This window comes from Neptunitalea chrysea, assembly GCF_027924145.1.
GTDB lineage: Bacteria > Bacteroidota > Bacteroidia > Flavobacteriales > Flavobacteriaceae > Neptunitalea > Neptunitalea chrysea.
The window spans coordinates 25953-52559 of the sequence record NZ_BRVP01000015.1 but is presented as its reverse complement, the minus strand read 5'-3'; the positions used below and the strand labels follow the sequence as shown (position 1 = coordinate 52559).

Here is a 26607-nt window from a genome sequence, read left to right as displayed (position 1 = left end):
GGAGTTACACTGTTTAAAGGTTTTGTTTTGTGTCAGGGGGAGAATGATTCTTGAGAATTTTTAAGCAATTTTGCTTAGTTCTTTCCACTTGGTATATTCTAGTTTTCTAAAACGTTTTGCTTTCCAATTATTGTTAATTTGTTTTTCATCAACAATTTCAAAGCAATTATTTCGTAATAGATGCCAGTTATACTTAGTGCAAATGTCGGTTTGTATGCCCGAAGTTTTTGTTGGGAATACAACCCAGAGTTCACCATCATCTTCAATCTTAGGAAGTAGGGTGCCTAATTGATTTTTTAAGTTCTCAATCGATTTCGTAAATAAAATTCCATAAGAGAATTTATTTAATTGTACCAACGATTCAAAAATTTCAACGTTTTTAATTTTGTTGAAATTCTTTTCAAATTCAGATGGGAGATTCAATACAAGGATCTCTGTCTGAAAAAAGACATTTAATTTTTTTAAAATAGATTTCATAACACATTGTACTTTAAGTTTTTAAGTTGTATAATTTACAAAAAAAATAAATGCTACGGTGTTATAAATATGTAAAAAAAGCGTATTTTTCTTTGCTTTTTTTACAAAGGAAAATACGCTTTTTAAGAATTATATTACTTTAGGTGCTACTTAATCATGTCGTAACTTCTTTTAACAAAGCTAGTAAGCTCTTCGCCTTTTAATAATCCTTTAGAAAGTTTAGCTAAATCTAATGCTTGATTCACTAAACGTTTTTGTGTGTCTTCTTCAGAAGTATTCAAAATTTCACTAACCAAAGGTGCATTTGTGTTTACAACAACATTATACATTTCTGGTAAGTTACTCATTCCAAACATTCCGCCGCCTCCGGTTTGTTGCATTTCTTTCATTCTACGCATAAACTCAGGCTCAGTAATAATAATAGGAGCAGCACTGCTGTCTCTACTTTCTAATTGTACTGTATATTTTTCAGCAGGAATAATTCCGGTTAAGGTAGTTTTTAATGTTTCTTGCTCTTCTTCAGAAAGTTTAGAGATTTTTTCTTCGTCCTTTTTGATAAGGTTATCTACATGGTCTGCATCAACTCTTACAAATTGTACTTTTTCTTTATCACCTTCTAATCTCTGGATTAAGTGAGATACAATAGGAGAGTCTAACAATAATACTTCATACCCTTTTTCTTTAGCATCTTGAATGTAGCTGTGCTGAGCTTCTTGGTTGCTAGCATATAAAATAATAGTATTGTCGTCTTTGTCTGTTTGAGTTGGTTTAATCTTTTCAATTAATTCATCAAACGTAAAATAGGTGCTATCTACGGTAGGATAAAGTGCAAATTTGTCTGCCTTTTCGTAGAATTTCTCTTCCGATAACATACCATATTCAATCACTATTTTAATATCGTTCCATTTCTTTTCAAAATCTTCACGATTTTCATTGAATAATGATTTTAACTTATCTGCTACTTTACGAGTAATATAGCTAGATATCTTCTTAACATTTCCATCAGCCTGTAGATAACTTCTTGATACGTTTAGTGGGATGTCTGGAGAATCGATAACCCCTTTTAACATGGTTAAGAACTCTGGTACAATACCTTCTACATTATCTGTTACAAATACCTGATTTTGGTATAATTGAATCTTATCTTTCTGCATGCTTAAGTCGTTTGTAAGCTTAGGAAAGTATAAGATACCTGTTAAGTTAAACGGATAATCTACATTTAAGTGAATGTGGAATAAAGGCTCTTCAAATTGCATTGGATACAATTCTCTGTAGAACGTTTTATAGTCATCAGTTTCCAGATCTGCAGGTTGTTTTGTCCATGCCGGATTAGGGTTGTTGATGATGTTATCTACGGTAATTGTGTCTGGTTTGGCATCTTCTGCAGCACCTTCCGGTAATGGTAAAGTTTCTTCTTTTGTACCAAATTTAATTGAAATAGGCATAAACTTGTTATACTTAACAAGTAGTTCAGAAATTTTACTGTCTTCTAAAAATTCAGTAGAATCTTCCGCTATATGTAAAATAATCTCGGTACCTCTTTCGGTTTTATCAGAAGTTTCTAACGTGTACTGTGGAGACCCGTCACATGTCCAGTGTGCAGCTGGTGCATCTTGGTAAGATTTTGTAATGATTTCTACTTTTTCTGCTACCATAAAGGCAGAGTAAAAACCTAAACCAAAATGACCAATAATACCTGTGTCTTTGGCGCTGTCTTTATATTTATTTAAAAATTCTTCTGCTCCTGAGAAGGCAACTTCATTGATGTACTTTTGTACTTCTTCGGTAGTCATACCAATACCCTGATCTATGATATGAAGCTTTTTGCCTTCTTTGTCTACTTTCACTTCAATTACAGGGTTGCCAAACTCTACAGCAGCCTCACCAATACCGGTAAGGTGTTTTAATTTCAGGGTAGCATCAGTTGCATTTGAAATTAATTCTCTTAAAAAGATTTCGTGATCACTATAAAGGAATTTCTTTATTAGCGGGAAAATGTTTTCTACAGATACATTAATATTTCCGGTTGCCATAATTTTTAATTTATTTTTTATCCAAGGTTCTCAAATAGGATACCAATTTTAATTATCTGCCAGATTGGCACTTTTAAGATTTTTCTAAAACTATGTAACAAGCGTGTAAGTGTAATATTTTGGGCCACCAGGTTTGAAGTGTTCTTTTTGTAGAGGAAAAAATGTGCTATGGATATTTTTGTTGATGTTTATGACGCTGGTGTCGTTTGGCGCCAAGCTAGATAGTGTCCTATAGTTATTGCAAATTAGCCAGAAACTAGTACTGAATTAGTTAATCATAAGAAAAGTAAATTTTTATATAATGTTAGAGCCTTTATATTTGGCGTATGTTTAGTAGTTGTGAGTCTATTAATAGTTGAATAATACCCAAAAAGGATCGGTTACTGATTGGTACTGGCATTGGTACAAAATAGATAAGCATTCTTAAGAGATAGAGGTGTATTGCCTGATGCAGAAGTAGAATGTGCAAGAGAAGATACCGTTAGGTTTGGTTATAATAAGTATAGAGTAGTACTAGTAGTGTTAAAAATAATTTAGATAAATTAGTATGAGTGTTTGAAGATTATGATCATACGGATATTGTTGTATATTGTGTAAGGATATACAGATGGTGCCAGATCTGATGATTATGGTTTTAATTACCTGATAGAGAGGTTTCTGTAAAATCGTATTTAGTATAGCAAAGAATCTCCTTAGTTCGTATAGAATTTTGGGTGTGGTCTGAGTATAACCAATTGCCAATGAAATTGTTGAAGGAAGAAGTTTAAAACTGGCGTGTGGAGTTGGCTGTTATAGCTAGAGAGATTAAGGTAAATAATATATTATCAATGGATTAAGTTTGTTTATTGATATAATTTTATTAAATTTAACAAAACCTTATATTTAATTATTTTTATAAAATAGGAAAGCGAAGTAATTTAGCACCATGAAAGAGATGGGAATAGTTGCTAGATTGAAATAGAAAAGATGTAAAAAAAAATAGGTTAGTTTGTTTATTTATTGGTTAGGTTGTTTGAAAACGCACTTTGTTTCTTTAAGGTGCGTTTTCATCTTTTTTGGCTATACCTTTTCTACTTCGTAAATATCTTTTTTTACTTTAATTTTAAAGAAAAATAAAAATGGCTACAACAAAAAAAGTTACAGAAGACCAAATTATCAGTGCTTATATGGATTATGTACTTGAGCACGAAACTACACCTAAAACGGCTTATAAATTTACGAAAGAGATAAAGATTAAAGAGGAAGATTTCTATCAGTATTTTGGATCGGTAGATGTTATTAAAAGTCATATCTGGAAAAAGTTCTTTTTAAATACAGAAGCACTTCTTTTAAAAAGTGAAGATTTTGAAGCGGCTGCTACCAGAGAGAAAATGCTCTCATTCTTTTTTACCTTTTTCGAATTGTTAACAATGAACAGAAGTTATGTGCTATTTGTGTTAAAAGAGCATAAGGATGTGTTACAAAATTTAGGGCAACTTAAGGGCTTAAGAAGTGTGTTTAAAGATTTTGTAAAAGGGTTGGCAAAAGCAGAAAATAATCATAAAAATTCCAAATTCTTAAAACAATCTCCTGAACTTATCGCTGAGGGAGCCTGGGTTCAATTGTTATTCTTACTTAAATTTTGGGTAGATGATACCTCTTCTGCCTTTGAGAAAACGGATGTTGCTATAGAAAAGTCAGTAAATACCATCTTTGATGTATTTGATAATACACCACTAGAAAGTATACTAGACTTTGGTAAATTTTTAATTAAGGAAGCAAAAACAGCCATTTGAAAAGTTTAGATAAAATACCTACGGGTAAAGTAGAAAGAGCTACTAAACTTGTAAAAACCGGAGTTAAAATTGGAGGTAATTATGTTAAGTATTACGGGGAGAAACTCGTAAATCCGTCCGTTACCAAAGATAAGCTGAATGAAAATAATGCGGCAGATATTTACGATGGTTTAAAAAGTTTAAAAGGGAGTGCTTTAAAAGTAGCTCAGATGTTAAGCATGGAGAAAAACATTCTGCCTAGTGCTTATGTAGAGAAGTTTTCATTATCACAGTTTTCTGTACCACCACTTTCTGCGCCTTTGGTGCGCAAAACATTTAAGAAATACCTGAATAAGTATCCTGAAGATATCTTTGATCATTTCGAAAAAGATAGCATCAATGCCGCAAGTATTGGTCAGGTACATAAAGCAGAGAAGGATGGTAAAAAGCTTGCTGTTAAAGTTCAATATCCGGGTGTAGCTGAAAGTATTAGTAGTGATTTGGCTATTGTAAAGCCGGTTGCTATTAAAATGTTTAATCTACAGGGAAAAGACTCTGATAAATACTTTAAGGAAGTTGAAGAAAAGCTAATTGAGGAAACTAATTATATTTTAGAGGTTAAACAGAGCAAAGAAATTACCGAGGCTTGCAAAAAAATTCCGAATCTTACTTTTCCTGAATATTATGAAGAGCTTTCAAGTGAGCGAATTATTACCATGGATTGGATGGAAGGAATACATTTAAGTGAGTTTACCGCTAAACCATTTTCAGAAGATATTGGAAATACTTTAGGGCAAACCCTATGGGATTTCTATATGTATCAAATTCATGGGCTTAAAAAAGTACATGCAGATCCACACCCGGGAAATTTTTTGGTTAGTGCCAATAAGGAGCTTATCGTAATTGATTTTGGCTGCATTAAAGAGGTGCCAGATAGCTTTTATATACCCTATTTTGAACTAGCACAGCAGGAAGTTTTTGAAAATGATGAATTGTTTATGCAGAAGATGTATGAGCTTGAGATTCTAAGAGTCGAAGATTCGCCCGAAGAATTGGCTTTTTTTAAAGCATTGTTTAAAGAAATGCTTGGAATTTTTACATCACCATTTAATAAGGAAGAGTTTGATTTTGGTTCTGATGAGTTTTGGGGAGCTATTGCGGATCTAAGCGAGCGATATTCAAGTGATCCTACCATTAGAAAAATGAATGGTAATAGAGGGTCTAAACATTTTTTGTACATGAATCGAACGTTTTTTGGTTTGTATAATTTGTTACATGATTTAAAGGCTAAAATTTCGGTAAACCATTTCAGGCAATATGTGTAATTTTCTGAGTAAAATTTAAAAAATGCTTTTTTAATAGGTGTTTTTTATTTTCTAGTTAAAAACAGGCGGGGTGTTTAATAAAATTGATAAATAATGTAAATTGCATATATTAATTATGTTAGATGACAATCATGAAATTATATGCTTCTAAAATTTCCGGTTTAGGCTATTATGTTCCGGAAAATATTGTAACCAACGACGATTTGTCGAAAGTAATGGACACCAATGATGCCTGGATTCAAGAACGAACAGGTATTCAAGAACGTAGACATGTAGCACCAGGTGATGGAAATACCACCACTTCTATGGGGGTTAAAGCAGCAGAAATTGCTATTGAAAGATCTGGAGTAGCTAAAGAAGATATAGATTTTGTGGTTTTTGCTACATTAAGTCCAGATTATTATTTTCCAGGTCCGGGAGTATTGGTGCAAAAAGAATTGGGACTTAGAACAGTAGGAGCACTTGATGTGCGTAACCAGTGTTCTGGTTTTATATATGCCATTTCAGTAGCAGATCAATTTATTAAAACAGGGATGTATAAGAATGTTTTAGTAATAGGGTCTGAACTTCATTCTAAAGGACTTGATATGACTACCCGTGGTAGAGGGGTGTCAGTTATTTTTGGCGATGGAGCTGGAGCGGCTGTTTTAAGCAGAACAGAGGAAGAAGGTAAAGGAATTTTATCTACGCATTTACATTCAGAAGGAGCTCATGCAGAAGAATTGGCTTTAACAGCACCGGGTATGGGAAAACGTTGGGTTAATGATATAGTTACTGATAACGATCCGGATGATGTTAGTTATTATCCGTACATGAATGGGCAATTTGTTTTTAAAAACGCCGTTGTGCGTTTTTCAGAAGTTATCATGGAGGGGCTTCAAACGAACAATTTAGCGGTTTCTGATATTGATATGTTAATACCGCATCAAGCAAATCTGCGTATTTCTCAGTTTATTCAACATAAGTTTCGTTTAACAGACGACCATGTGTATAACAATATTCAAAAATATGGAAACACTACAGCGGCCTCTGTACCTATTGCTTTAACGGAAGCATGGGAACAAGGGAAAGTTAAAGAAGGTGATTTGGTTGTGTTAGCTGCTTTTGGTAGTGGATTTACTTGGGGGAGCGCTATTATTAGATGGTAAAAAAATATATATGGGTAGAAGATTGTTAGCATATGGAGTAGATATTTATTTTACTAAATTAGTAAATACCTTTCCTGATGGTAATTATGCAGTTATGTTAAAGAAAATACAGGCTTTATTGGGTAAAATAGAGTCAGAAATATTAAAGGCATCTTTAAAAAACTTAGAAGTTAAAATAAGTGCTTTACAAAAGGATAAATAATAATTAAATAGGTTAAGTGTAAATGAAGAAAGTATTGGTTTTAATTATTGGGGTGTTATTAAGTAGTATAAGTTGTAACTCCGATGATAGTGGAACAAGTAGGGTGGAAATACGTGTACATAATACTAGTGATTATACCTATAGCAACATATATATGGATGTAGCTACTGGTAATAAATCGTATGGTGATTTAGAACCAGATGGGTATTCAGATTATAAAGTATTAAACCTAGCTTATAACATAGCCTATATACAATTGGAGATTGATGGAGAGACCTATTATATGCAACCCATTGATTATGATTCTGAAGAGCCGCTATCGGGTGGTACATATACATATGATATTGATGCTTCCGATGATACTACAGATGCCTATGGAAGATTAAGTCTTACAGTAGTCTCAGACGACGAATAGTTTTATAAGAACATATAAAATAGAAAGCCCGTTAATTTTTAGCGGGCTTTGTTATATCATCTTTATAGATATAGGTTATTAGGAAAAATACAGCAATTGCTCCAAAGGTATGCCAAAGCCAGTGAGTTCCCATGGTTAAAAAGTCTAGATGCTTGTCTAAAATTCTAAAACTAATGGCTAAAGCAAAACTTAAGATGCTAAATATAATCCATTTGGTTTGTACCCAGTGCGTTTTGTACAAGTAAACAAATATGGGAAGTAGCACACCTATAGCGGTTAGTATATAACCTATTGAAATGACATATTTTTTAGGGATAGGCAGTAATCGCTCTCCAATATTTATTACAAGGGTTAAGCCAATCCATAAAATACGCTGCCAGACACTTGAAGTAGATTTAAAGATAAAATAAATGGTAGCAGCCAAACAAGATAGCATTATAGGTACCCAATCCATGTATAGCCAAATTTCAGCACTTCTCGTAGCATGGTAAATGGTACCGCCCACATACCCAATAAATATTACAGGTAGAGTACAAGTAATAAACATATGTTTTTTGGGATTTCTGTATACTTTAATTCCAAAATAGATTAGGATGGCTAAAAATAATAAATTACTTAAGGTATTAAAGGGCTCCACCGGAAATCGGGTCATGAGGGTTTCCTTGTATATAGGTCCGGAATCGTGAGGTAATTTCATCTTTATATTTTTTTGAACTAAGTGTAGAATAAAATTAGTAAACAGTTTTAAATTATAATGTATAATTTTTTAATCACTTATTTACGAGCTAATCCTACATGAATTATTATGAAGGATTCATGTTTTAGTTTAGTGACGAATCTTACAGCATATAATCTTAATTTTTTAACAGTAAATATCTTTTTTGGCATGACTGTTGATAATTTTTAAAGTAGAAAAAAGTTGCATTTATTTAAAATTATTTGAACCTAAATTTGCTTCCAATAAATAAGCAATACGGCCTGAAGTTACTAGCTGCTTCAGGCTGTTTTAGTTTTGTATATAGTGCGCAGCTAGTATTTTTCTTCATTATTTTAGATATCTCTTAGCTTAGGTTATAATTGTGTACCTTTACCATCTTTGATTATAGTAGAATTCAGAATAAATTTTCATGCAAACACCAAGAAATAGTGCAGTTGTAGGTAGCGGATTAGTAGGGTCTTTATTGGCAATGTATCTGTTAAAGCGAGGACACAAAGTAGATGTATATGATAGAAGGGAAGATATTAGGCAGATAAAGTTTTCTGGTCGCTCTATTAATTTAGCAGTATCTGTACGTGGTTGGCATGCATTAGATGAAATAGGGATAGGTAATGAGGTGCGTAAAATAGCAGTTCCTTTGTATCGTAGAGCCATACATATACTTGATAAACCATTGTATTTTCAACCATACGGAAAAGAAGGAGAAGCAATTTATTCTATTTCTAGAGGGGCACTAAACAAAATGATGATTGATTTGGCGGAAAAGGCCGGAGCTAATTTTATTTTCAATCAAAAAGTATGGGATGTAGATTTACCAGAAGCTATCTTATATACTGGTAGTTCTGATAAATCTGAACGTAAGGCTAATAAATATGACATGGTATTTGGTGCAGATGGTGCTTTTTCGAGAGTACGCCATAAAATGCAACGTAGAAGCATGTTTAACTATAGTCAGGATTTTTTAAAAACAGGTTATAAAGAGTTAACCATTCCTGCGAACGAAGACGGAACCCATAAATTAGATAAAAATTCATTTCATATCTGGCCACGTGGCAAGTTTATGCTTATTGCTATGCCCAATACCGATGGTAGTTTTACATGTACATTGTTTTTACCACATGAAGGTGATATTTCTTTTGATAGCTTGACATCGGAACGTGATATTCAACAATTTTTTGAAGCCTATTTTCCTACGGTTATCGAGGTAATACCTGATTTTATTAAAGATTTTATGGAGCATCCTACCAGTTCGTTACTAACTATAAAATGCGAGCCTTGGACCTATTGGGATAAGGTTGCACTTATAGGGGATGCAGCGCATGCTATTGTACCTTTTTATGGACAAGGTATGAATGCCGGGTTTGAGGATATTACCATTTTAGATGAGTTAATGGAGACGTATGGTGATGATTGGAAAGCTATTTTTAAGAACTATCAAATTTCTCGTAAGCCAAATGCAGATGCTATTGCAGAGCTTAGTTACAGAAATTTTATGGAGATGAGTACTAAGACGGCAGATTCTTCTTTTATTCTTAGAAAGAAGATTGAGGCTAAATTCTATAATTTACACCCAGAGAAGTGGGTGCCTTTGTATAGTAGAGTAACGTTTTCTAGAAACCCATATTCAGAAGCACTGCAACAGGGAGATAAACAACGTTTAGTTATGGATGAGATTATGCACATACCCGATATAGAAACAGTTTGGGATACCTCTGAAGTAATGGATAAAATTGAAAGTCTGATTACAAAATAATGATTGCGCTTGCAGAATATACTAAAGAGTTTAAATATAACTTAAAGTTAGCATATCCCATTATTTTAGGGATGTTGGGTCATAGCCTTATTGGTTTTTTTGATAATATTATGGTAGGGCAACTTGGGGCTAAGGAGCTGGCTGCAGTATCTTTAGGGAATAGCTTTATGTTTATAGCCATGTCATTCGGAATAGGTTTTTCAACCGCTATTACTCCTTTAGTAGCCGAGGCCGATGCTGCTCATAACAAGCAGGATGTAAAAGCTGCTTTAAAACATGGATTGCTATTATGTACCATAATGGGAATAGTATTATGGGTAATATTACTATTTGCAAAACCTTTAATGTATATAATGAATCAGCCAGAAGAAGTGGTGCTTTTGGCAAATCCTTACTTAGATTTGGTGGCTTTTTCATTAATCCCATTAATTGTTTTTCAGGCATTTAAACAGTTTGCAGATGGGTTATCTGAAACCCGTTATGCTATGTATGCAACTTTTTTGGCCGTGTTTTTAAATGTAGGGATTAACTATCTTTTAATTTTCGGAGTATGGGTTTTTCCTGAAATGGGTATTATTGGTGCAGCATGGGGTACGTTATTGTCACGTTTGGCAATGGTAGCCTTTATGTGGTATTTGCTTGAACGCAAAGAAAAGTTTCATGACTATGTAGCGCATTTTAATTTTAAGGAAATAAAGAAACAAGTTGTATCTAAGTTAATGAAACTTGGTATTCCTTCGGCTTTTCAGATGTTGTTTGAAGTAGCTATTTTTACTGCAGCGGTATGGTTAAGTGGTGCGTTGGGTACCAATCAGCAAGCAGCTAATCAAATAGCATTAAACTTATCGAGCATGACTTTTATGGTGGCAACCGGATTAAGTGTTACCGCAATGATTAGAGTAGGGAATCAGAAAGGGAAAAATGCCTATGCAGAATTAAAGCGAATAGCGTTGTCTGTGTTTTTACTGGCTTTGTTATTTGCTGTCTTCTTTGCTGTCTGTTTTATGGTATTTAATGAATATCTGCCTACCATATATTTAGATGAAAAAGATTTGGTAAATGGGACAGATAATATTGAAGTAATAGAAATAGCTGCTAAATTAATGTTGGTTGCTGGTTTATTCCAGATATCAGATGCTATGCAGGTGGTAGGTTTAGGATCTTTACGCGGATTGCAAGATGTGTTAATTCCTACGGTTATTACCCTTATTTCATATTGGGTTATCGGATTTCCAATATCTACTTATTTCGGATTGTATACCGATTGGGGGAGTATGGGAATTTGGTTCGGATTACTAGCGGGTTTAACATCGGCTGCTATATTTTTGTATCTTCGTTTTCAATACATCACTAATAAACTTATAAAGCAATCGGAACCGGTTGCTGATTAAAAAATAGACTATGGAAGTACCTAAATTTTTAATTTGTGATAACACTGATTTTCCAGATGCGAACTTTGTTATTCATACTGATTTTCCACGATTTATAATTGACTTAATTACCGATGAGGTGGAGTGGCTAGAGGATATTGAGAAATCGGAAATGAAAGATTTAGAAGAAGAGCTTCCCACTCTTATTGAACGGGCTACCGAGTTCTATGATAGAGAAGTAGATAGATATGAATCTTAATATATAAAATGCAATGGAGGAACTAATAAAGTTAGACCATCAATTATTCTTATATCTTAACGGATTAGGCTCTGAAACCTATGATGGTTTTTGGATGTTTATTACTAATAAGTGGGGGGCAATTCCGTTGTATATAATTTTATTAGTCCTTTGTTTTTGGAAACTAGGATGGAAAAAAACCTTATTGGTTTTAGGAATGGTAGGGCTGCTTATTGCTGGAGCCGATCAGTTAGCCAATGTTTTTAAATATGGGTTTAAAAGGCTACGCCCATGTTATACGCTTAATATTACAGATCAAATGCGTTTGGTAAAAGATTGGTGCGGAGGGCAATATAGTTACTTCTCGGCACACTCTTCCAATTCTTTTGCAGTAGCACTCTTTTTCGGAATGTTGTTTAAACCGTATTTTAAATGGTTGTTGCCTGTATTAATAGTATGGTCTTTAGCTGTAGGATATAGCCGTATTTATATTGGTGTTCATTTTCCGGGAGATGTACTTACAGGTTTCTTCTTTGGAGCTATTATAGCACTTTTGGTGTTTAAATTATACAAGGTATTAGTGGTTAAGTTTCGTTTGGAATAGCGCACTTTTTGTAAATCATTATGTTTCTTATGTAGGTAATAGTGCCTGCAATATGACCAGATAACAAAACAGGATCTCTTCTAAAGATAGCGTAGATGATTATTAATACCGCTCCGATGGTACTTAGTCTCCAAAATCCAATGGGCAGGGTAGACTTTTTTTTCTTTTCAGAATAGATCCATTGATAAATAAATCGGGTTTTAAATATAATTTGTGCGGCAATGCCAAGAATCAATAACCAATATGGAATTTGGTTGTTACGAAAGAGAAAATCTAAATCATGTTTCCCATTATTGTATGCATAAAGTATAATGAATAAAGGGAAAATTAATAAAAACACTCTAAAAATCATATTAAGTTGTTTCCATTGTCGTTGCAGCTGTATGTTACGTATATAAATGTAATAGGTGAATACTTCTCCTAAAAGGATTGGAAAATCGTTTCTAAGATACCCATATATAAAAAGCAAAGAAGATCCCATTAGACTTAGTACCCAAAAGAATTTAGGTATCGTTACTTGTTTTTGTTTTTCAGAAACAATCCATTGTAATAATAGTCTCCCTGAAAAGAGTAGCTGAGCCAAAAAACCAATTGCATAAATAATCCAGTTTGCCATTAACTCTTAGGGGTTATTTGATAATTAATGGCTCTTTTTTTCATCCATAAGAAAATAAAACAATCTAGTAGTGGTCCTGCCAATCGGTTCCATACTCCAAATTTAGGAGAGCCTGCAAGTCTAGGGTAATGTTGTACGGGAATTTGTAAAACAGTTCCCTTTTGTAATTGAATCATAGCTGGTAAAAACCGATGCAGTCCTTTAAACATAGGAATTTTTTTTGCACTTGATGTTTTAAACACTTTTAAAGGGCAACCAGTATCTTCAATCCCGTCTTTGGTAAAAGTACGTCTGGTAGCATTGGCTATTTTAGAAGATAATTTTTTTATAGTTTTATCTTGTCGGTTAATACGTATACCTGTTACTAAGTCATAATCGGAAGCGTGTTCTAAAAGGAGATTAAAATCAGAAGGACTTGTTTGTAAATCGGCATCTATATAGCCTAATAACTCAGTTTCTACATAATCAAACCCTGCTTTTATAGCAGCACTTAAACCATAATTAGTAGTAAAGTGGATGTAAGAAAAATTATTGTTTCTACTGCAAATTTCATTTATAATTAAAGTGCTGTTATCGGTAGAGCCATCATTAATGAAAAGAACCATCGTCTTTTTAATAGCTACAGTCATATACCTGAGAAGTTCTTTCTCTAGACGTAACAAATTTTCTTCCTCGTTGTAAACAGGAACTATGATGGTAAATTCATATAACATTTTCAAATATTAAATAATGAAAAAAATAAGTTTTTAATTGGTGTAGTGCAAATACACTACCTTTAAAGGTTGTAATACAAGTTCAATAATTCGTTAGCTGCTTTAAAAGGAGTTTCTTCCATTGCTTCTAGAGCTTTTTCTTTTTCTTTTAGTGCTGCTTTTATCGTTTTATTTTGGTAAAAATTAGTTTTTAGGCGCTCTTCTATGGTTTGTAAAAACCAAAATTTCTGTTGCTCCATACGTTTTGTATTAAAATAACCGGAAGCAAAAGTATTCTCCTTATAGTCTTCAATAAGTTTCCAAATATCATCAATGCCACTACCATTTATAGAGGAAGCTACTAAGGCTTTGGGTATCCAGCCACTTTCTTTAGGAGGGTAAATATGTAGAGCTCTTGCAAATTCAGCTCTTGCTTTTTTTGCTGGTTTTAAGTTGTCTCCATCAGCTTTATTTATAACAATGGCATCGGCCATTTCCATAATACCTCGTTTAATCCCTTGTAATTCATCTCCAGCTCCTGCAAGTTTTAAAAGTAAAAAAAAGTCAACCATACTGTGTACAGCTGTTTCACTTTGACCAACACCAACCGTTTCAATAATGATTGTATCAAAGCCGCAAGCTTCACAAAGAATAATAGTTTCTCTAGTTTTTCTGGCAACACCTCCTAAAGAGTCTCCACTAGGGGAAGGTCGTATAAAAGCATTGCGATCTCTTACTAAGTCTTCCATTCGGGTTTTGTCTCCCAAAATACTACCCTTACTAATAGAGCTACTTGGATCTACCGCTAATACAGCTACTTTTTTTTCTAGAGAAGTAAGATGTAAACCAAAGCTTTCTATAAAAGTACTTTTACCAGCACCCGGAACTCCTGTGATACCAATACGAATTGATTTATTTGCTTTAGGTAAGCAAGCAGTAATAATTTCGTTGGCTTTTTCGGTGTGTTCAGGATTGGTACTCTCTACTAAAGTAATAGCTCTACTTAATGCAATGGTATTTCCATTGCATATTTTTTTTGCTAATTCTCTAGGATTTAGGTTTTGCTTTCTAAACTTCTTAATCCTGTCAATTGCTGAGAAACTGGTATTTTCCGGTGGCGTAATCCCTTCTTTTTCCTGTAAAGCAGATGGATGTGTTTTTTTCAAGACTAAATAGCTTTTCCTGTAAAAATAACAAAGAAATTATCAGTTTCAAAAATAACCACTTCTATTTTAATAGTGGGTTGTAATTTATTTTGGCTAAAAATACAAGGAACATTCTAAATAAGATAGATGTTTATTAGGTGTAATTAGCGTTTCTTTTTGTAATTAATAATAGCCCAGATGTTTAATACTATAGCAAACCCTAAAATAGAAAGTAATTTGGGGAGTACATCAAAAAAGCTGCTTCCATTGGTAATACTAATAGCTATCCCATTTGCCAAACGACTTTCTGTTTTCTGAATAGTTATGTTAAGATTGTTTTCAGTAGGTATATTTTTTATTGTGAACTGAGATGATTGTTTAAGCAAATCATATTGTTTAATTATAGGGTGGTTTTCTTCTGTAAGCTGATGTCAATCATTAAGATTAAGCATATTGCTTTGCGCACTTGTAGAAATCGAAAGAAATATCAGAAGTATTTCAATTAGCTCTTTCATAAATATTTGATTAAATTATTTTTAACTCTAAAATAATAATAGCTGTTCTTAGTGCAAGAACAGCTATTATTTAAATGAGTGAATAGTGGGTTGTTTACCTGATAATAGAAACTAAAGTATACGCCTTCTAAATAATTTTATAGACAGCTCTTACATAGTTTACGGTAAACAATGTATTTATGTGTTACTTTAAAGTTAGTTATTTTAGAGGTGTGTAGGGTGTTATTAGAACATACCTCCACCGCTTTGCTTGGTATTGTTGTCTCTATTTTTTCTGCGCATTGCATGGTTTTTACCACTACCAAAGGTATAGGATAGTCCTAAGTAAAGTGTGTTGCTTTCCCAAGTGAATTCTCCTTTTTGTTTATATGGTCTTGAGGCATCAAAGGCAAATCTCATAGTGTTAAAAACATCATTTACATTAACACTTAGGGTTCCTTTTCCGTCTGCAAAAGAGTAACGTGCTCCTGTGTTTACAAAATACATGGCTTTAGGGTTAAATTGTAAACTTTTATTAGGTCCTCTATAAAAACCGAATACAGATAGGGTAATCTTTTTGGTTACCGGGAAGTTATTGTTAACTCTAAAATTGTATGTTGTGTTTTCAACTTCGGCATATTCACTACCAATAAATCCTTTTTGTACTTGGTTAAAAAGATCAAAGCTTGCGTTAAGGTTCCACCATTTTGTTGGTTTATAGTTACTAGATAATTCAAGTCCGTAAGAATTGTTGTCATCGTAGTTTTGATAGATCAAAATCAATTTGTTTTCATCTAACTCATCAATTAATAGCGCTCGGTTTATTTCATCCTTTAAGATACGATAGAAAACGCCTGCCGTAATAGTTCCTTTTTTAATTCTTCTTGTATAGTTTACGTCAATAGAATTTGTAAACTGAGGAAGTAAGTTAGGATTTCCGTAAGAAGAAATTCTTGGAGAACTCCATTGTCTGATAGGATTTACCTGAGATAATCCGGGTCTGTCTACACGGCGACTAAAACTAACCTGATATGCGCTTTTCTCTGAAGGCTTATAACTTACGAAAGCTGATGGGTATATTTGAATATAATCATCGGTAAAGGCTCTAACTGTATTGGTGTCCGCTTTTGTGTTAACAGATTCTAGTCGGGCACCTAGTTGGTATGACCATTTTTTAAAATTTTGTCCATAGGTAGCATAAGCAGAATAGATATCCATGTCATAGGTAAAGTGTGTACTTGGGGTTGCTACTAAGTTTCCTGCTGAGTTATATGATAAACCTGTGGAATGATAGTTTATGTCAGATGAAAAAAGTCGAGCTTGTGCGCCTAGTTCCAATTTGGTTTTTTCATTTAACGGATCTACATAGTCTAAGTTAATAGTGGCTTGATTACGTTCTGTGTCTACAAAATCATTGTAATCAGGAAGGTCACCTGAAGAGAACATAAAATAGGAGTCCTCATCGCTTGTGAATTGATTATAGTCCGCCTCTAATTCAATCATGTGCCCTTCTTTTTTAAAGTTGTGTTTGTAGTCAAAATTGTATTGCCCACTATTATTATTGTTGTCGTTACCAAATATTTGGGTCTGGTCTAAAGAACTATCGCTATAGAATATAATATCTGTAATGGCATCACCTTTACCATCAAAAATATTTTGATTTGTAAAAAAGGACAAGGTGTTATAATCATCTAAATAAAAGTCGACTCCAACTTTGTATAAATGCGATTCATTGGTGTTTTTTATATTGAAAAGCTGTTCTGAGTCGTCGTCATATCTATATACACCTCCTTCATTCATGTATTTGCCAATATTATTACCATAATTACCATAAAGATTAAATTTTCCATTTCGGTAATTTAAGTTTACGTTGCTGTTGTATTTTGGTGTAACACCCTGTGTAAATCCTAAAGATACATTTCCGTTAAATCCGATATTGGCATTTCTATGTAGAACAATATTGATGATACCGCTCATACCTTCTGGGTTATACTTAGCAGAAGGATTAGTGATGAGTTCAATAGACTTAATAGAGGAAGAAGGTATTTGTTTTAAAAGCTGTGCTACCGGAATATTTGATAATTTTCCGTCTACCATTACTCTAACATTTTGGTTTCCTCTTAACGATAAGTTGCCATCCTGATCAAGGTTTACAGAGGGGATGTTATTCATGATGTCGGCAGCAGAAGCTCCAACGGTGGTTAAATCCTTTCCTATGTTTATAACCTTACGGTCAATTTTTTGTTCTATAGTAGAACGTTCTGCTACTAATTCAACTCCTTCTAATTCGGTTACGTTTTCAATTAATTGAATGTTACCAAGCTGAATGTTTTTGTTTCCTTTTGAAATGCTTATGTTTTTAGAGAAAATTTGGTAGCCTATAAATTGTACTTCTATGGTGTATGATCCGTTTTCTAAATTTTTAATTTCAAATTCTCCAAGATCATTTGTTGCCATTCCGGCAACCGTCTTTTGATCTGCAGTTAATTTTACAGATACCGTTGCATAAGGGATGGGTTCGCCGGTAATTTGGTCTGTAACTTTTCCGTAGACCCCTCCTGATACTTCATTTGAAAACCCTTTTATAGGGGCACACAATAGCACAACAAGTGCTAAAAAAAAGCTAAATTGTTTCATTTGATTGTTCGACTTTTGATTGATGATAAATTAAACAGTACCTTGTGGTAAGGTTTACAAACAAGACGCCTATGTGGTATAGGTGTTACATGGTTTAACAAATTTTAACAAATGAAGACAGTTGTAATAGGAGCTTCTACAAACCCGAAAAACCCGAATAGGTATAGTTATTTAGCTGTAGATGAGTTACTTAGAAAAGGCTATGAGGTTGAAGCAATAGGGAGTAAGGAAGGTAATGTAAAGGGCGTTGAAATCAAAGGAAGTAAAACAGTATTTGAGAACGTTGATACTGTAACGCTTTATGTGAATCCCATGATTCAGGAATCGTACTACGATTATATTGTACACTTGAATCCGAGACGTGTTATTTTTAATCCTGGTACGGAGAATCCTGAATTTCTGCAGTTACTTAAGGAAGCGGGAATTGAGTCTGAAGTAGCATGTACTTTAGTCTTGCTTTCTACGGGAGAGTATTAGTAAACCTAAGAAGGTAATTAACCCGTTAATCATAAGAATTGCATAGCCTAATTTCCATCCTTTTGAGTTGCAATACCAATCTATTCCGTATGAAATTAGAGGAGATGCTATAGCTACTATAGGAACCCACTTGTCTTTTACCTTAAGTTTGTTAGACATTCCAAAAGCATAGAAGCCTAGTAAAGGGCCATAGGTATATCCTGCAAAACTGAAAAGTTGCGATATAATGCTTTCTCCGGGAATGGCATATTTCAAAAAGATAATAGATAGAAATAGTATGAATGATATTAAAATATGTATCTGTTTTCTTATTTTAACCTGTTTCTCTTCATTGTGTTTTTTGTCAATCTCTAGAATGTCTATACTAAAACTTGTGGTTAATGAGGTAAGTGCACTATCTGCACTGCTATAAGCGGCTGCAATGAGTCCTATGAAGAAAAAGACAAAAACTACAGGGCCTAAGTTACTCTGAGCAATAGTAGGGAAAAGTAAGTCTCCATGCGCGTCAATGCCGTTAGCTGAAGCATAATCTGTTAGTAATAAACCTAATGATAGGAATATTAAGTTTACAAGTACAAGAATTATAGAAAGTGAAAACATGTTTTTTTGTGCGTCTTTTAAAGAACGACAGGTTAGGTTTTTTTGCATCATATCCTGATCTAATCCGGTCATTACAATAGTGATAAAAGCACCCGATAAAAATTGTTTCCAAAAGTAGTTTCCGCTTTTTATGTTATCAAAATAAAATATCTTAGAAAGCGCATTGTCTTTAATATAGTTTACAAGTCCAATATTAGAAATGTTTAAGTCGTTATAAACAGTAACAATAGCAACGCCAAGTGCTATTAACATGAACAAGGTTTGTAAAGTGTCTGTCCATACAATAGTTTTAATACCACTTTTAAAAGTGTATAACCATATTAAAATAATGGTAATAGCTACCGTTACGGAGAACGGAACCTTTAATTCATTAAAAATAACTAATTGCAATACCTGAGCAACCAAAAATAACCTGCAACTAGCTCCTACAATACGAGACAGTAAAAAGAATGATGCTCCCGTTTTATAGGTAGTGGTACCAAACCGATCTTCAAGATAGGTGTATATAGAGGTTAAATTGAGTTTGTAATAAAGAGGTAGTAATACTTTTATAATTATAAAATAACCTAAAACATACCCTAACACAACTTGCATGTAGCTAAATTTGGTTGCTTCTACCCACCCAGGAACCGAAATAAAAGTAACTCCAGATAATGATGCTCCCAGCATTCCGAATGCTACAACGTACCATGGAGATTGCTTGTTTCCTTTAAAAAAAGCATCATTGGTACTGTTTTTTCCGGTGATATAGGAGATTAGAATTAGCAATCCGAAGTATACTAATATAATGAGTAAGATGTAAAGTGGATTCATGTTTGTAGTAATTGAAACAAATTACATATAAATAGAGACAATATGCAAATTTCAATTTTTTTATCAAACGAAAATAGAGAATATTAAAAATTGTACCTTTGCGCCAATGGAATTTTCTTCAAAACTTCTAGAAAATGCAGTAGCAGAAATGGCTCAGTTACCTGGGGTAGGGAAACGAACCGCTTTACGTTTGGTGCTTCATTTATTGAAACAGCCTGAAAGTCAGACGGAAAGGTTGGTTGGGGCATTGCATGCTATGCGTAATGAAATTAAGTTTTGTAAAAAGTGTCATAATATTTCCGACGTTATTTTATGTGATATATGTGCTAATCCTAGAAGAGAAGATGAAACGGTTTGTGTTGTAGAAGATATTAGAGATGTAATGGCGATTGAATCTACGGGGCAATACAAGGGGTTATATCATGTTTTAGGTGGTAAGATATCACCAATAGACGGAATTGGCCCTTCTGATTTAACAATAGCTTCTTTGGTTGAACGTGTAGCCCAAGGAGAAGTGAAAGAAATAATTTTTGCTTTGAGTAGTACAATTGAAGGAGATACCACAAATTTTTACATTTTTAAACAATTGGAGCCTTATAACGTAGTAACATCAACAATAGCAAGAGGTATATCTGTAGGAGGTGAGTTAGAGTATGCAGACGAGGTTACCCTTGGTAGAAGTATTATCAACAGAATTCCTTTTGAAAATTCTCTTAAAAGTTAAAAGCCTGTAATGAAACTCTCTGTTGTTATACTTAACTATAATGTAAAGCATTTTTTAAACCTTTGTCTGAAATCGGTAGAAAAAGCAACTGCTCATCTAAACGCCGAGATTATAGTAGTCGACAATGCTTCTGAAGATGGAAGTGTAGAGATGGTTACAAAAGACTTTCCTGAGGTTACTTTAATAGCTAATGACGACAATTTAGGATTTCCGAAAGGAAATAATATGGGGGTTGCAGCAGCAACCGGTGAGTATCTTTGTATTCTTAATCCAGATACGGTAGTGGCTGAAGATACTTTTGATAAGGTTTTGAACTTTGTAGAATGTAGAGATGATGTTGGTATATTAGGACCTAAGTTGATAGATGGCACGGGTAAGTTTTTGCCTGAAAGTAAGAGAGGTGTACCGACTCCTTGGGTGGCATTTACCAAATTTTTAGAGCTGTATAAATATTTTCCAAAACAGTGCGGAAAGTATTATGTTATGGAGTTGGATGAAAATGAAATAGGACCTGTAGATATTTTGGTAGGAGCGTTTATGTTTATGAAGAAAGATTTTTATCTTGAGCTAGGAGGGTTTGATGAAGGATGCTTTATGTATTCGGATGATGTAGATATCTCTTATATGTCTTTGCTAAAAGGGAAGAAGAATTATTATTTCCCTAAAACAAAGGTGATACACTACAAAGGGGAGAGTACTAATAAAGATGAAACATTTTTAGAACGCTTTAGAGAAGCGATGAACTTCTTTTACAAAAAGCATTTTAAAGTAAATATATTTTTCGATTTGTTGATGAGGGTAGGAGCTAAGGTGTTTAGCTTACTCAAGTTAATACGAATGCAACAACATGCAAATATACATATAGTACCAGATAGGTACTTTTTGGTGAGCTTAAATTCGGCAATGTTAGATAGTCTTAAAGAAACGTTTGGAGATAAAGTTAGAATAAAGTCTTTTGAGGAAATTCAAAAGATGACGCCCTCTAATATTGCTACGGAAATTATTTTTGATGCCGATACCATTTCACACAAACAAATAATTCAATATTTTAAAATATTGAGTGGTAAAGGTTTTACGTATAAGATTGTGCCGAAGGGAGAAAAATTTATGGTAGGTAGCAATTTTAGTGATGCGAAAGGAGAGGTGAAACTCTTTTAACTTAAATTTATTAAGGAGTATTCATGAGTGTTACTCTTTTTTGGTTAATTTCGCAAATGTTATAACAAAAAACAACATTCAATTATCAATATGGCAAAATACAAACTTGTATTACCTAAAATGGGAGAAAGTGTTGCTGAGGCAACTATAACAACTTGGTTAAAAGAAGTAGGAGATACTATTGAAGCTGACGAAACTGTATTAGAAGTAGCTACAGATAAAGTAGATTCAGAAGTACCATGTGAAGTAGATGGTGTTTTAGTGGAAAAATTCTTTGGTCCGAATGATGTAGTGAAAGTTGGTGAAGTATTAGCGATTATTGAAACAGACGAAGAAGGTGTTTTTGATGTAGAGTCAACCAATGAAAATGAGGATGTAGAAGAAGAGCAAGAGTCTGCTGTTGTGGAAGAATTGGAAGCTTCTATTTCTGCTGTGAAAGAGGTGGTGGCACCAACGGTAGATTTTGCTGGTACGGATAGGTTCTATTCGCCATTAGTGAAAAATATAGCGAAGGAAGAAAATGTTTCTTTAGCAGAATTAGAGACTATTAAAGGTTCTGGTAAAGGTGGTAGAGTAACTAAGAGCGATATGCTTGCTTATTTACAGCAGCGTACCAATGGCGCAGTTATAACTGAAACTATGGAACCTGTTAAGGCTCCTGTAGTTAAAAAGCCTACGTACCAAAAAGCAGCTCCGGTATCTGTAAATGGTAAAGAAGAGATTATAGAGATGACTAGAATGGGTAAACTTATTTCTCATCATATGAAAGAGAGTGTACAAACCTCTGTTCATGTACAAAGTCATATAGAGGTAGATGTTACTAATATTTGGGACTGGAGAAATAAGATAAAAGCTGGATTTGAAATAAGAGAAGGAGAAAAATTAACCTTTACTCCTATCTTTATGGAGGCGGTTGCGGCAGCTTTAAGACAGTATCCGATGTTGAATATTTCGTTAGATGAAGATAAAATAGTAAAGCATAAAGATATTAATTTAGGGATGGCTGCGGCCTTGCCAGATGGTAATCTTATTGTTCCGGTAATTAAAAATGCAGATCAGCTTAATTTAGTAGGTATGGCTAAAGTGGTAAACGATTTGGCAAATCGTGCTAGATTGAACCAGTTAAAGCCAGATGAAATTAAGGGAGGAACCTATACGGTAACCAATATAGGAATGTTTGGTTCGGTTATGGGAACTCCAATTATTAACCAGCCTCAGGTAGGTATTTTGGCGTTAGGAGCTATTAGAAAAGTGCCTGCTGTAATAGAAACGCCTCAAGGAGATTTTATAGGAATTAGAATGAAGATGTTCTTGTCACATAGTTATGACCATAGAGTGGTGAACGGTGCTTTAGGAGGGATGTTTGTAAAAGCTGTTGCTGACTATTTAGAAGCTTGGGATGTAAATAGAGAAGTTTAAGTAATTTCTTAATACGATAAATTTTAAGGTAAATCATCCGAATAATTTTTTAGATGATTTACCTTTTCTTATTTTTAACAAAAATGATTTAAAATCAACTTTTCATAATGGAATTAAATCTTACCAAACCTATTTGTTTTTTTGATCTTGAAACTACGGGAACCGATATAACAAAAGATAGGATTGTAGAAATCTCAATTTTAAAAGTATTTCCTAACGGAAATAAAGAGAGTAAAACCTGGTTAGTAAATCCAGAGATGCCTATCCCATCTCAGGTGACTTTGGTACATGGTATTACCGACGAAAAAGTAGCTAATGAACCTACTTTTAAAGAGTTAGCAAAAACTGTATATGCTATGATTAAGGATAGTGATTTAGGTGGGTACAATTCTGATAGGTTTGATATTCCTTTGTTGGCAGAAGAAATGTTAAGGGCTGATGTTGATTTTGATATGAAGAATATGTTACCAGTAGATGTGCAAACCATTTTTCATAAGATGGAACAACGTACGTTAAAGGCAGCTTATAAGTTTTATTGTGGTAAAAATTTAGAAGATGCTCATAGCGCAGCTGCTGATACGAATGCCACTTATGAGGTGCTAAAAGCACAGTTGGATAGATATTCAGATGATTTAGAGAATAATGTTAAGTCGCTTTCTGAATTTACTAAAAGAAGGAATAGTGCAGATTTTGCCGGTTTTATAGCATATAACAAAAACGGAGAAGAGGTGTTCTCTTTTGGAAAGCATAAGGGTAAGAAAGTAGAAGATGTATTGGATTCGGAACCTGGATATTTTGGGTGGATTATCAATGCAGATTTTCCGTTATATACCAAAAAAGTGCTTACGGCTATTAAATTGAGAAAATTGAATACAAAGTTGTAGAGCGGATATGAAGATAATTTGTATAGGTAGAAATTATACGGATCATATAAAAGAGTTGCAGAATGAAAAACCTCAAGATCCGGTTGTTTTTATAAAGGCAGATAGTGCTGTTTTACCGAAGCAACAAGATTTTTATATTCCTGAATTTTCAAATGATGTTCACTACGAAGTAGAGGTATTGGTAAAGATTCATAAAGTAGGGAAGCATATAAATGAAAAATTTGCCCATAAGTATTATGATGAAATAGGATTGGGAATTGACTTTACTGCAAGAGATCTTCAGGCTAAGTTAAAAGAGAAAGGATTGCCGTGGGAAAAAGCAAAGTCGTTTGACGGTGCGGCTGTTATAGGTGAATTTTATCCAAAAGAAGAATTTGCCGATTTAAATGCCATTAAATTCTCATTGCAAAAGAATAATACAACAGTTCAGGTAGGAGACACAAGTCTGATGCTATGGAAAATAGATGAAATCATATCTTATGTGTCAAAATATTTTACATTGAAAAAAGGAGATATTATCTTTACAGGGACACCGGCGGGAGTTGGGAAGGTGAAGACAGACGATGTGCTTACCGGAATTTTAAATGAGAAACAAGCTTTAAAAGTAACCGTGAAATAAATGTATAATTTAGGAAAAATAGAAGAGCTTTCAGGTGGAGATCAAGATTTTATTCTTTCTGTAGTTGCGCTATTTATTGAGGAGGTTCCTCAGGATATGGAGCAAATAGAGTTTGCTATATCCGAGAAAAATTTTTTAAAAGTATATCAGCATGCCCATAAAATTAAGCCTAATGTAGATTTGGTGGGTCTTGATGTAGCTTTTCAGGAAATTTTAGAAATAGAGCAAAGTGCTAAGAATGAACTTTTTGATGAGGTATTGGAAAAATATGCCGTTATTAAATCTGAAATAAATGAAGCTGTAGCACTTCTTAAGAAAGATTTTAATCTGTAAATCCATGTTAGCAGAAATTATCACCATTGGGGATGAAATTCTCATTGGTCAGATTGTAGATACTAATTCGGTTTATATAGCTAAGCAATTGAATAGTATTGGTGTGGGGGTTTATCAAATATCTTCTGTTCAGGATGATAGAAAGCATATTCTTGAGGCTCTTGCCGAAGCAGAATCTAGAGTAGATATTGTTCTAATCACAGGTGGTTTAGGTCCTACAAAAGATGATATTACAAAACATACTATCTGTAGTTACTTTAACGATGTGCTTGTAGAAAATACACAAGTTTTAGCGCATGTAGAAGAGCTTTTTGAAAAGTATATTAAAAATTCATCGATATCAGATTTAAATAGAAAACAGGCGTTAGTACCAAGTACAGCAACAGTATTAATGAATGTAAATGGCACTGCCCCAGGGATGTTACTTGAAAAAAATGGAACTTTGTTTTTTTCTATGCCGGGAGTACCTTTTGAGATGAAGGGGCTTGTTGAGAATGAAGTACTTCCAAGATTGCAGGAGCGTTTTACATTGCCTTATATAGTTCATAAAACAGTACTAACCGCTGGAAGAGGGGAAAGTGCTATTGCAGAACAGTTGGATAAATGGGAAGATACATTGCCTGATTTTATAAAACTAGCATATTTGCCTAGTTTTGGTCGTGTTCGTTTACGTTTTACGGCTAAGGGAGTAGATAAGGAGTTTTTAGAGGAGTGTTTGAATATAAAGATTTCGGAACTTCATACAATTCTAGGAGATATTATCTACGGAATGGAGGGAGATGGTGATGTAGAAGTGTTGTTAGGTAGGCTTTTGGCTCAAAAACAATTAACCTTGGCAACAGCTGAAAGTTGTACGGGTGGTAAAATAGCGCAGCTAATTACCTCGGTTCCTGGGGCTTCTGCTTACTTTAAAGGAAGTGTGGTGAGTTATGCTACCGAAACTAAGATTAAGGTATTAGGGGTTTCTGCGGAGCTTATAAATGCGTGTTCAGTGGTAAGTAGCGAAGTGGCAGAAGCGATGGCTTTAAATGTGAAAACACTATTGCAAACAGATTATGCTTTGGCTACAACAGGTAATGCAGGGCCTTCTAAAGGAGATTCTGAAGCAGAAGTTGGTACGGTTTTTATAGCTTTGGCTGGCCCTAACGGTGTGATTTCTAAAAAGTTTAATTTTGGTAAGAACCGCGAAAGAGTAGTAAATAAAGCAGTTTTAGAAAGTTTTGAACTTTTAAAAAATGAAATTATAAAAAAATAAATAAACTCGCTTGTCTGTTATCTTTTTAATTTGTTAATTTGCACCCTGTTTTTAATAACACAAAAGAATTTAAGAAGATGTCAAGAGTTTGTGAACTAACTGGTAAGAAAGCTATGGTGGGAAACAATGTTTCTCATGCAATGAATAAGACAAAGCGTAAATTTAACGCTAACTTAACTAAGAAACGTTTTTACATTCCTGAAGAGGATAAGTGGATTACGTTAAAAGTTTCTGCAGCTGCAATTAAAAATATCAACAAAAAAGGTATTTCGGCTGTTCTTAAAGAAGCTAGAGAAAAAGGTTATTTAACCAAATAAATAGTATTGAACGATGGCAAAGAAAGGTAACAGAATTCAGGTAATTTTAGAATGTACAGAGCATAAAGAAAGCGGTATGCCAGGTACATCTCGTTATATCACAACTAAGAACAAAAAGAACACTCCAGACAGATTGGAAATTAAAAAATTCAATCCAATCTTAAAGAGAATGACTGTTCATAAAGAAATCAAATAATTTATTTAGGTCATGGCAAAGAAAACGGTAGCAACTTTACAAACAAGTTCAAAAAGATTAACAAAAGCTATGAAAATGGTTAGGTCTCCTAAATCAGGGGCTTATACATTTACAGAGGCTGTAATGGCACCAGAAGAAGTTAACGGTTGGTTAGCGAAACAAAAATAACAAGTTCACAAAAAGTTATTTAA

Annotated in this window: 29 protein-coding genes; 20 read left to right on the top strand and 9 right to left on the bottom strand. The window is 33.8% G+C overall.

Annotated elements, in window-relative coordinates:
- Window positions 1–60 precede the first annotated feature (60 nt).
- On the bottom strand, window positions 61–477 hold the full coding sequence (locus NBRC110019_RS11505) for a hypothetical protein (protein ID WP_281754988.1): 417 nt from the start codon (window positions 475–477) through the stop codon (window positions 61–63).
- 146 nt (window positions 478–623) lie between these two features.
- Complete coding sequence (gene htpG, locus NBRC110019_RS11500) at window positions 624–2510, bottom strand: molecular chaperone HtpG (protein ID WP_281754985.1); 1887 nt, start codon at window positions 2508–2510, stop codon at window positions 624–626.
- Window positions 2511–3628: 1118 nt separating this feature from the next.
- Between htpG and NBRC110019_RS11495 the strand changes: the two genes are divergently transcribed.
- The 5 genes from NBRC110019_RS11495 (at window position 3629) to NBRC110019_RS11475 (ending at window position 7354) form a co-directional block, all read left to right on the top strand.
- A complete protein-coding gene (locus tag NBRC110019_RS11495) occupies window positions 3629–4285 on the top strand; it encodes a TetR family transcriptional regulator C-terminal domain-containing protein (protein WP_281754983.1) in 657 nt (218 codons plus the stop codon).
- On the top strand, window positions 4282–5589 hold the full coding sequence (locus NBRC110019_RS11490) for an ABC1 kinase family protein (RefSeq protein ID WP_281754981.1): 1308 nt from the start codon (window positions 4282–4284) through the stop codon (window positions 5587–5589). Before NBRC110019_RS11495 ends, NBRC110019_RS11490 begins: the two co-directional genes overlap by 4 nt.
- A gap of 131 nt (window positions 5590–5720) precedes the next feature.
- Entirely contained in the window at window positions 5721–6737 is a 1017-nt protein-coding gene (locus NBRC110019_RS11485) for a 3-oxoacyl-ACP synthase III family protein (protein ID WP_281755080.1), read from the top strand.
- A gap of 10 nt (window positions 6738–6747) precedes the next feature.
- Entirely contained in the window at window positions 6748–6939 is a 192-nt protein-coding gene (locus NBRC110019_RS11480; protein ID WP_281754979.1) for a hypothetical protein, read from the top strand.
- 22 nt (window positions 6940–6961) lie between these two features.
- On the top strand, window positions 6962–7354 hold the full coding sequence (locus tag NBRC110019_RS11475; protein WP_281754977.1) for a hypothetical protein: 393 nt from the start codon (window positions 6962–6964) through the stop codon (window positions 7352–7354).
- Between the two features lie 31 nt (window positions 7355–7385).
- Here the strand turns inward: NBRC110019_RS11475 and NBRC110019_RS11470 are convergent, their stop codons facing one another.
- Window positions 7386–8051 carry a hypothetical protein gene (locus tag NBRC110019_RS11470; RefSeq protein WP_281754975.1) on the bottom strand — a complete coding sequence of 222 codons (666 nt, stop codon included), beginning with the start codon at window positions 8049–8051 and terminating at the stop codon, window positions 7386–7388.
- Window positions 8052–8481: 430 nt separating this feature from the next.
- Between NBRC110019_RS11470 and NBRC110019_RS11465 the strand changes: the two genes are divergently transcribed.
- Genes NBRC110019_RS11465 through NBRC110019_RS11450 form a run of 4 tightly spaced genes read left to right on the top strand, consistent with a single transcriptional unit; the run spans window position 8482 to window position 12037 of the window.
- A complete protein-coding gene (locus tag NBRC110019_RS11465; RefSeq protein WP_281754973.1) occupies window positions 8482–9825 on the top strand; it encodes an FAD-dependent oxidoreductase in 1344 nt (447 codons plus the stop codon).
- A 2-nt stretch (window positions 9826–9827) separates the two neighbouring features.
- On the top strand, window positions 9828–11216 hold the full coding sequence (locus NBRC110019_RS11460) for an MATE family efflux transporter (RefSeq protein WP_373877001.1): 1389 nt from the start codon (window positions 9828–9830) through the stop codon (window positions 11214–11216).
- Window positions 11217–11226: 10 nt separating this feature from the next.
- The gene (locus tag NBRC110019_RS11455; protein WP_281754970.1) at window positions 11227–11454 is read left to right on the top strand and encodes a DUF8828 family protein; all 228 of its coding nucleotides are present in this window, start codon (window positions 11227–11229) and stop codon (window positions 11452–11454) included.
- 13 nt (window positions 11455–11467) lie between these two features.
- On the top strand, window positions 11468–12037 hold the full coding sequence (locus NBRC110019_RS11450) for a phosphatase PAP2 family protein (RefSeq protein ID WP_281754968.1): 570 nt from the start codon (window positions 11468–11470) through the stop codon (window positions 12035–12037).
- On the opposite strand, the gene NBRC110019_RS11445 is transcribed toward NBRC110019_RS11450, so the two are convergent.
- From NBRC110019_RS11445 to NBRC110019_RS11425, 5 genes are all read right to left on the bottom strand, one after another.
- Complete coding sequence (locus NBRC110019_RS11445) at window positions 12018–12653, bottom strand: lipid-A-disaccharide synthase N-terminal domain-containing protein (RefSeq protein ID WP_281754967.1); 636 nt, start codon at window positions 12651–12653, stop codon at window positions 12018–12020. The genes NBRC110019_RS11450 and NBRC110019_RS11445 overlap by 20 nt on opposite strands.
- Window positions 12653–13366: a glycosyltransferase gene (locus NBRC110019_RS11440; protein WP_281754965.1), complete on the bottom strand. Its 714-nt coding sequence runs from the start codon at window positions 13364–13366 to the stop codon at window positions 12653–12655. The genes NBRC110019_RS11445 and NBRC110019_RS11440 overlap by 1 nt, the downstream gene beginning before the upstream one ends.
- Before the next feature lie 62 nt (window positions 13367–13428).
- Window positions 13429–14511: a methylmalonyl Co-A mutase-associated GTPase MeaB gene (meaB, locus tag NBRC110019_RS11435; RefSeq protein WP_281754963.1), complete on the bottom strand. Its 1083-nt coding sequence runs from the start codon at window positions 14509–14511 to the stop codon at window positions 13429–13431.
- A 143-nt stretch (window positions 14512–14654) separates the two neighbouring features.
- Window positions 14655–14876, bottom strand: coding sequence for a hypothetical protein (locus tag NBRC110019_RS11430; RefSeq protein ID WP_281754961.1), 222 nt, complete (start codon window positions 14874–14876; stop codon window positions 14655–14657).
- Between the two features lie 354 nt (window positions 14877–15230).
- Window positions 15231–17621 (bottom strand): TonB-dependent receptor, encoded by a 2391-nt coding sequence (locus NBRC110019_RS11425; protein WP_281754958.1) that lies wholly within the window; start codon window positions 17619–17621, stop codon window positions 15231–15233.
- A 111-nt stretch (window positions 17622–17732) separates the two neighbouring features.
- On the opposite strand from NBRC110019_RS11425, the gene NBRC110019_RS11420 reads away from it, so the two are divergent.
- The gene (locus tag NBRC110019_RS11420) at window positions 17733–18098 is read left to right on the top strand and encodes a CoA-binding protein (protein ID WP_281754956.1); all 366 of its coding nucleotides are present in this window, start codon (window positions 17733–17735) and stop codon (window positions 18096–18098) included.
- Here the strand turns inward: NBRC110019_RS11420 and NBRC110019_RS11415 are convergent.
- Entirely contained in the window at window positions 18069–19511 is a 1443-nt protein-coding gene (locus NBRC110019_RS11415) for a sodium:solute symporter (RefSeq protein WP_281754955.1), read from the bottom strand. The genes NBRC110019_RS11420 and NBRC110019_RS11415 overlap by 30 nt on opposite strands.
- A gap of 106 nt (window positions 19512–19617) precedes the next feature.
- On the opposite strand from NBRC110019_RS11415, the gene recR reads away from it, so the two are divergent.
- The 10 genes from recR (at window position 19618) to NBRC110019_RS11365 (ending at window position 26584) form a co-directional block, all read left to right on the top strand.
- On the top strand, window positions 19618–20235 hold the full coding sequence (gene recR / locus NBRC110019_RS11410; RefSeq protein WP_281754954.1) for a recombination mediator RecR: 618 nt from the start codon (window positions 19618–19620) through the stop codon (window positions 20233–20235).
- Window positions 20236–20244: 9 nt separating this feature from the next.
- A complete protein-coding gene (locus NBRC110019_RS11405; RefSeq protein ID WP_281754953.1) occupies window positions 20245–21393 on the top strand; it encodes a glycosyltransferase family 2 protein in 1149 nt (382 codons plus the stop codon).
- Window positions 21394–21483: 90 nt separating this feature from the next.
- Window positions 21484–22812: a dihydrolipoamide acetyltransferase family protein gene (locus tag NBRC110019_RS11400; RefSeq protein WP_281754951.1), complete on the top strand. Its 1329-nt coding sequence runs from the start codon at window positions 21484–21486 to the stop codon at window positions 22810–22812.
- A gap of 107 nt (window positions 22813–22919) precedes the next feature.
- On the top strand, window positions 22920–23696 hold the full coding sequence (locus NBRC110019_RS11395) for a 3'-5' exonuclease (protein ID WP_281754950.1): 777 nt from the start codon (window positions 22920–22922) through the stop codon (window positions 23694–23696).
- A gap of 7 nt (window positions 23697–23703) precedes the next feature.
- Complete coding sequence (locus NBRC110019_RS11390) at window positions 23704–24315, top strand: fumarylacetoacetate hydrolase family protein (protein WP_281754948.1); 612 nt, start codon at window positions 23704–23706, stop codon at window positions 24313–24315.
- A complete protein-coding gene (locus NBRC110019_RS11385; RefSeq protein WP_281754947.1) occupies window positions 24316–24648 on the top strand; it encodes an Hpt domain-containing protein in 333 nt (110 codons plus the stop codon).
- A gap of 4 nt (window positions 24649–24652) precedes the next feature.
- Entirely contained in the window at window positions 24653–25903 is a 1251-nt protein-coding gene (locus tag NBRC110019_RS11380; protein ID WP_281754946.1) for a competence/damage-inducible protein A, read from the top strand.
- 77 nt (window positions 25904–25980) lie between these two features.
- Window positions 25981–26220 carry a 50S ribosomal protein L28 gene (rpmB, locus tag NBRC110019_RS11375; RefSeq protein ID WP_281754945.1) on the top strand — a complete coding sequence of 80 codons (240 nt, stop codon included), beginning with the start codon at window positions 25981–25983 and terminating at the stop codon, window positions 26218–26220.
- Between the two features lie 13 nt (window positions 26221–26233).
- A complete protein-coding gene (gene rpmG, locus NBRC110019_RS11370) occupies window positions 26234–26416 on the top strand; it encodes a 50S ribosomal protein L33 (protein ID WP_112373121.1) in 183 nt (60 codons plus the stop codon).
- A gap of 12 nt (window positions 26417–26428) precedes the next feature.
- Entirely contained in the window at window positions 26429–26584 is a 156-nt protein-coding gene (locus NBRC110019_RS11365; protein ID WP_281754943.1) for a DUF4295 domain-containing protein, read from the top strand.
- Window positions 26585–26607 lie beyond the last annotated feature (23 nt).

What these genes read in the sequence shown, in the direction of transcription:
- NBRC110019_RS11505 (WP_281754988.1), bottom strand. Translation starts at nt 477, where the DNA reads ATGAAATCTATTTTAAAAAAATTAAATGTCTTTTTTCAGACAGAGATC.
- htpG (WP_281754985.1), bottom strand. Translation starts at nt 2,510, where the DNA reads ATGGCAACCGGAAATATTAATGTATCTGTAGAAAACATTTTCCCGCTA.
- NBRC110019_RS11495 (WP_281754983.1), top strand. Translation starts at nt 3,629, where the DNA reads ATGGCTACAACAAAAAAAGTTACAGAAGACCAAATTATCAGTGCTTAT.
- NBRC110019_RS11485 (WP_281755080.1), top strand. Translation starts at nt 5,721, where the DNA reads ATGAAATTATATGCTTCTAAAATTTCCGGTTTAGGCTATTATGTTCCG.
- NBRC110019_RS11480 (WP_281754979.1), top strand. Translation starts at nt 6,748, where the DNA reads ATGGGTAGAAGATTGTTAGCATATGGAGTAGATATTTATTTTACTAAA.
- NBRC110019_RS11475 (WP_281754977.1), top strand. Translation starts at nt 6,962, where the DNA reads ATGAAGAAAGTATTGGTTTTAATTATTGGGGTGTTATTAAGTAGTATA.
- NBRC110019_RS11470 (WP_281754975.1), bottom strand. Translation starts at nt 8,051, where the DNA reads ATGAAATTACCTCACGATTCCGGACCTATATACAAGGAAACCCTCATG.
- NBRC110019_RS11465 (WP_281754973.1), top strand. Translation starts at nt 8,482, where the DNA reads ATGCAAACACCAAGAAATAGTGCAGTTGTAGGTAGCGGATTAGTAGGG.
- NBRC110019_RS11455 (WP_281754970.1), top strand. Translation starts at nt 11,227, where the DNA reads ATGGAAGTACCTAAATTTTTAATTTGTGATAACACTGATTTTCCAGAT.
- NBRC110019_RS11450 (WP_281754968.1), top strand. Translation starts at nt 11,468, where the DNA reads ATGGAGGAACTAATAAAGTTAGACCATCAATTATTCTTATATCTTAAC.
- NBRC110019_RS11445 (WP_281754967.1), bottom strand. Translation starts at nt 12,653, where the DNA reads ATGGCAAACTGGATTATTTATGCAATTGGTTTTTTGGCTCAGCTACTC.
- NBRC110019_RS11440 (WP_281754965.1), bottom strand. Translation starts at nt 13,366, where the DNA reads ATGTTATATGAATTTACCATCATAGTTCCTGTTTACAACGAGGAAGAA.
- NBRC110019_RS11425 (WP_281754958.1), bottom strand. Translation starts at nt 17,621, where the DNA reads ATGAAACAATTTAGCTTTTTTTTAGCACTTGTTGTGCTATTGTGTGCC.
- NBRC110019_RS11420 (WP_281754956.1), top strand. Translation starts at nt 17,733, where the DNA reads ATGAAGACAGTTGTAATAGGAGCTTCTACAAACCCGAAAAACCCGAAT.
- NBRC110019_RS11415 (WP_281754955.1), bottom strand. Translation starts at nt 19,511, where the DNA reads ATGAATCCACTTTACATCTTACTCATTATATTAGTATACTTCGGATTG.
- recR (WP_281754954.1), top strand. Translation starts at nt 19,618, where the DNA reads ATGGAATTTTCTTCAAAACTTCTAGAAAATGCAGTAGCAGAAATGGCT.
- NBRC110019_RS11405 (WP_281754953.1), top strand. Translation starts at nt 20,245, where the DNA reads ATGAAACTCTCTGTTGTTATACTTAACTATAATGTAAAGCATTTTTTA.
- NBRC110019_RS11400 (WP_281754951.1), top strand. Translation starts at nt 21,484, where the DNA reads ATGGCAAAATACAAACTTGTATTACCTAAAATGGGAGAAAGTGTTGCT.
- NBRC110019_RS11395 (WP_281754950.1), top strand. Translation starts at nt 22,920, where the DNA reads ATGGAATTAAATCTTACCAAACCTATTTGTTTTTTTGATCTTGAAACT.
- NBRC110019_RS11390 (WP_281754948.1), top strand. Translation starts at nt 23,704, where the DNA reads ATGAAGATAATTTGTATAGGTAGAAATTATACGGATCATATAAAAGAG.
- NBRC110019_RS11385 (WP_281754947.1), top strand. Translation starts at nt 24,316, where the DNA reads ATGTATAATTTAGGAAAAATAGAAGAGCTTTCAGGTGGAGATCAAGAT.
- NBRC110019_RS11380 (WP_281754946.1), top strand. Translation starts at nt 24,653, where the DNA reads ATGTTAGCAGAAATTATCACCATTGGGGATGAAATTCTCATTGGTCAG.
- rpmB (WP_281754945.1), top strand. Translation starts at nt 25,981, where the DNA reads ATGTCAAGAGTTTGTGAACTAACTGGTAAGAAAGCTATGGTGGGAAAC.
- rpmG (WP_112373121.1), top strand. Translation starts at nt 26,234, where the DNA reads ATGGCAAAGAAAGGTAACAGAATTCAGGTAATTTTAGAATGTACAGAG.
- NBRC110019_RS11365 (WP_281754943.1), top strand. Translation starts at nt 26,429, where the DNA reads ATGGCAAAGAAAACGGTAGCAACTTTACAAACAAGTTCAAAAAGATTA.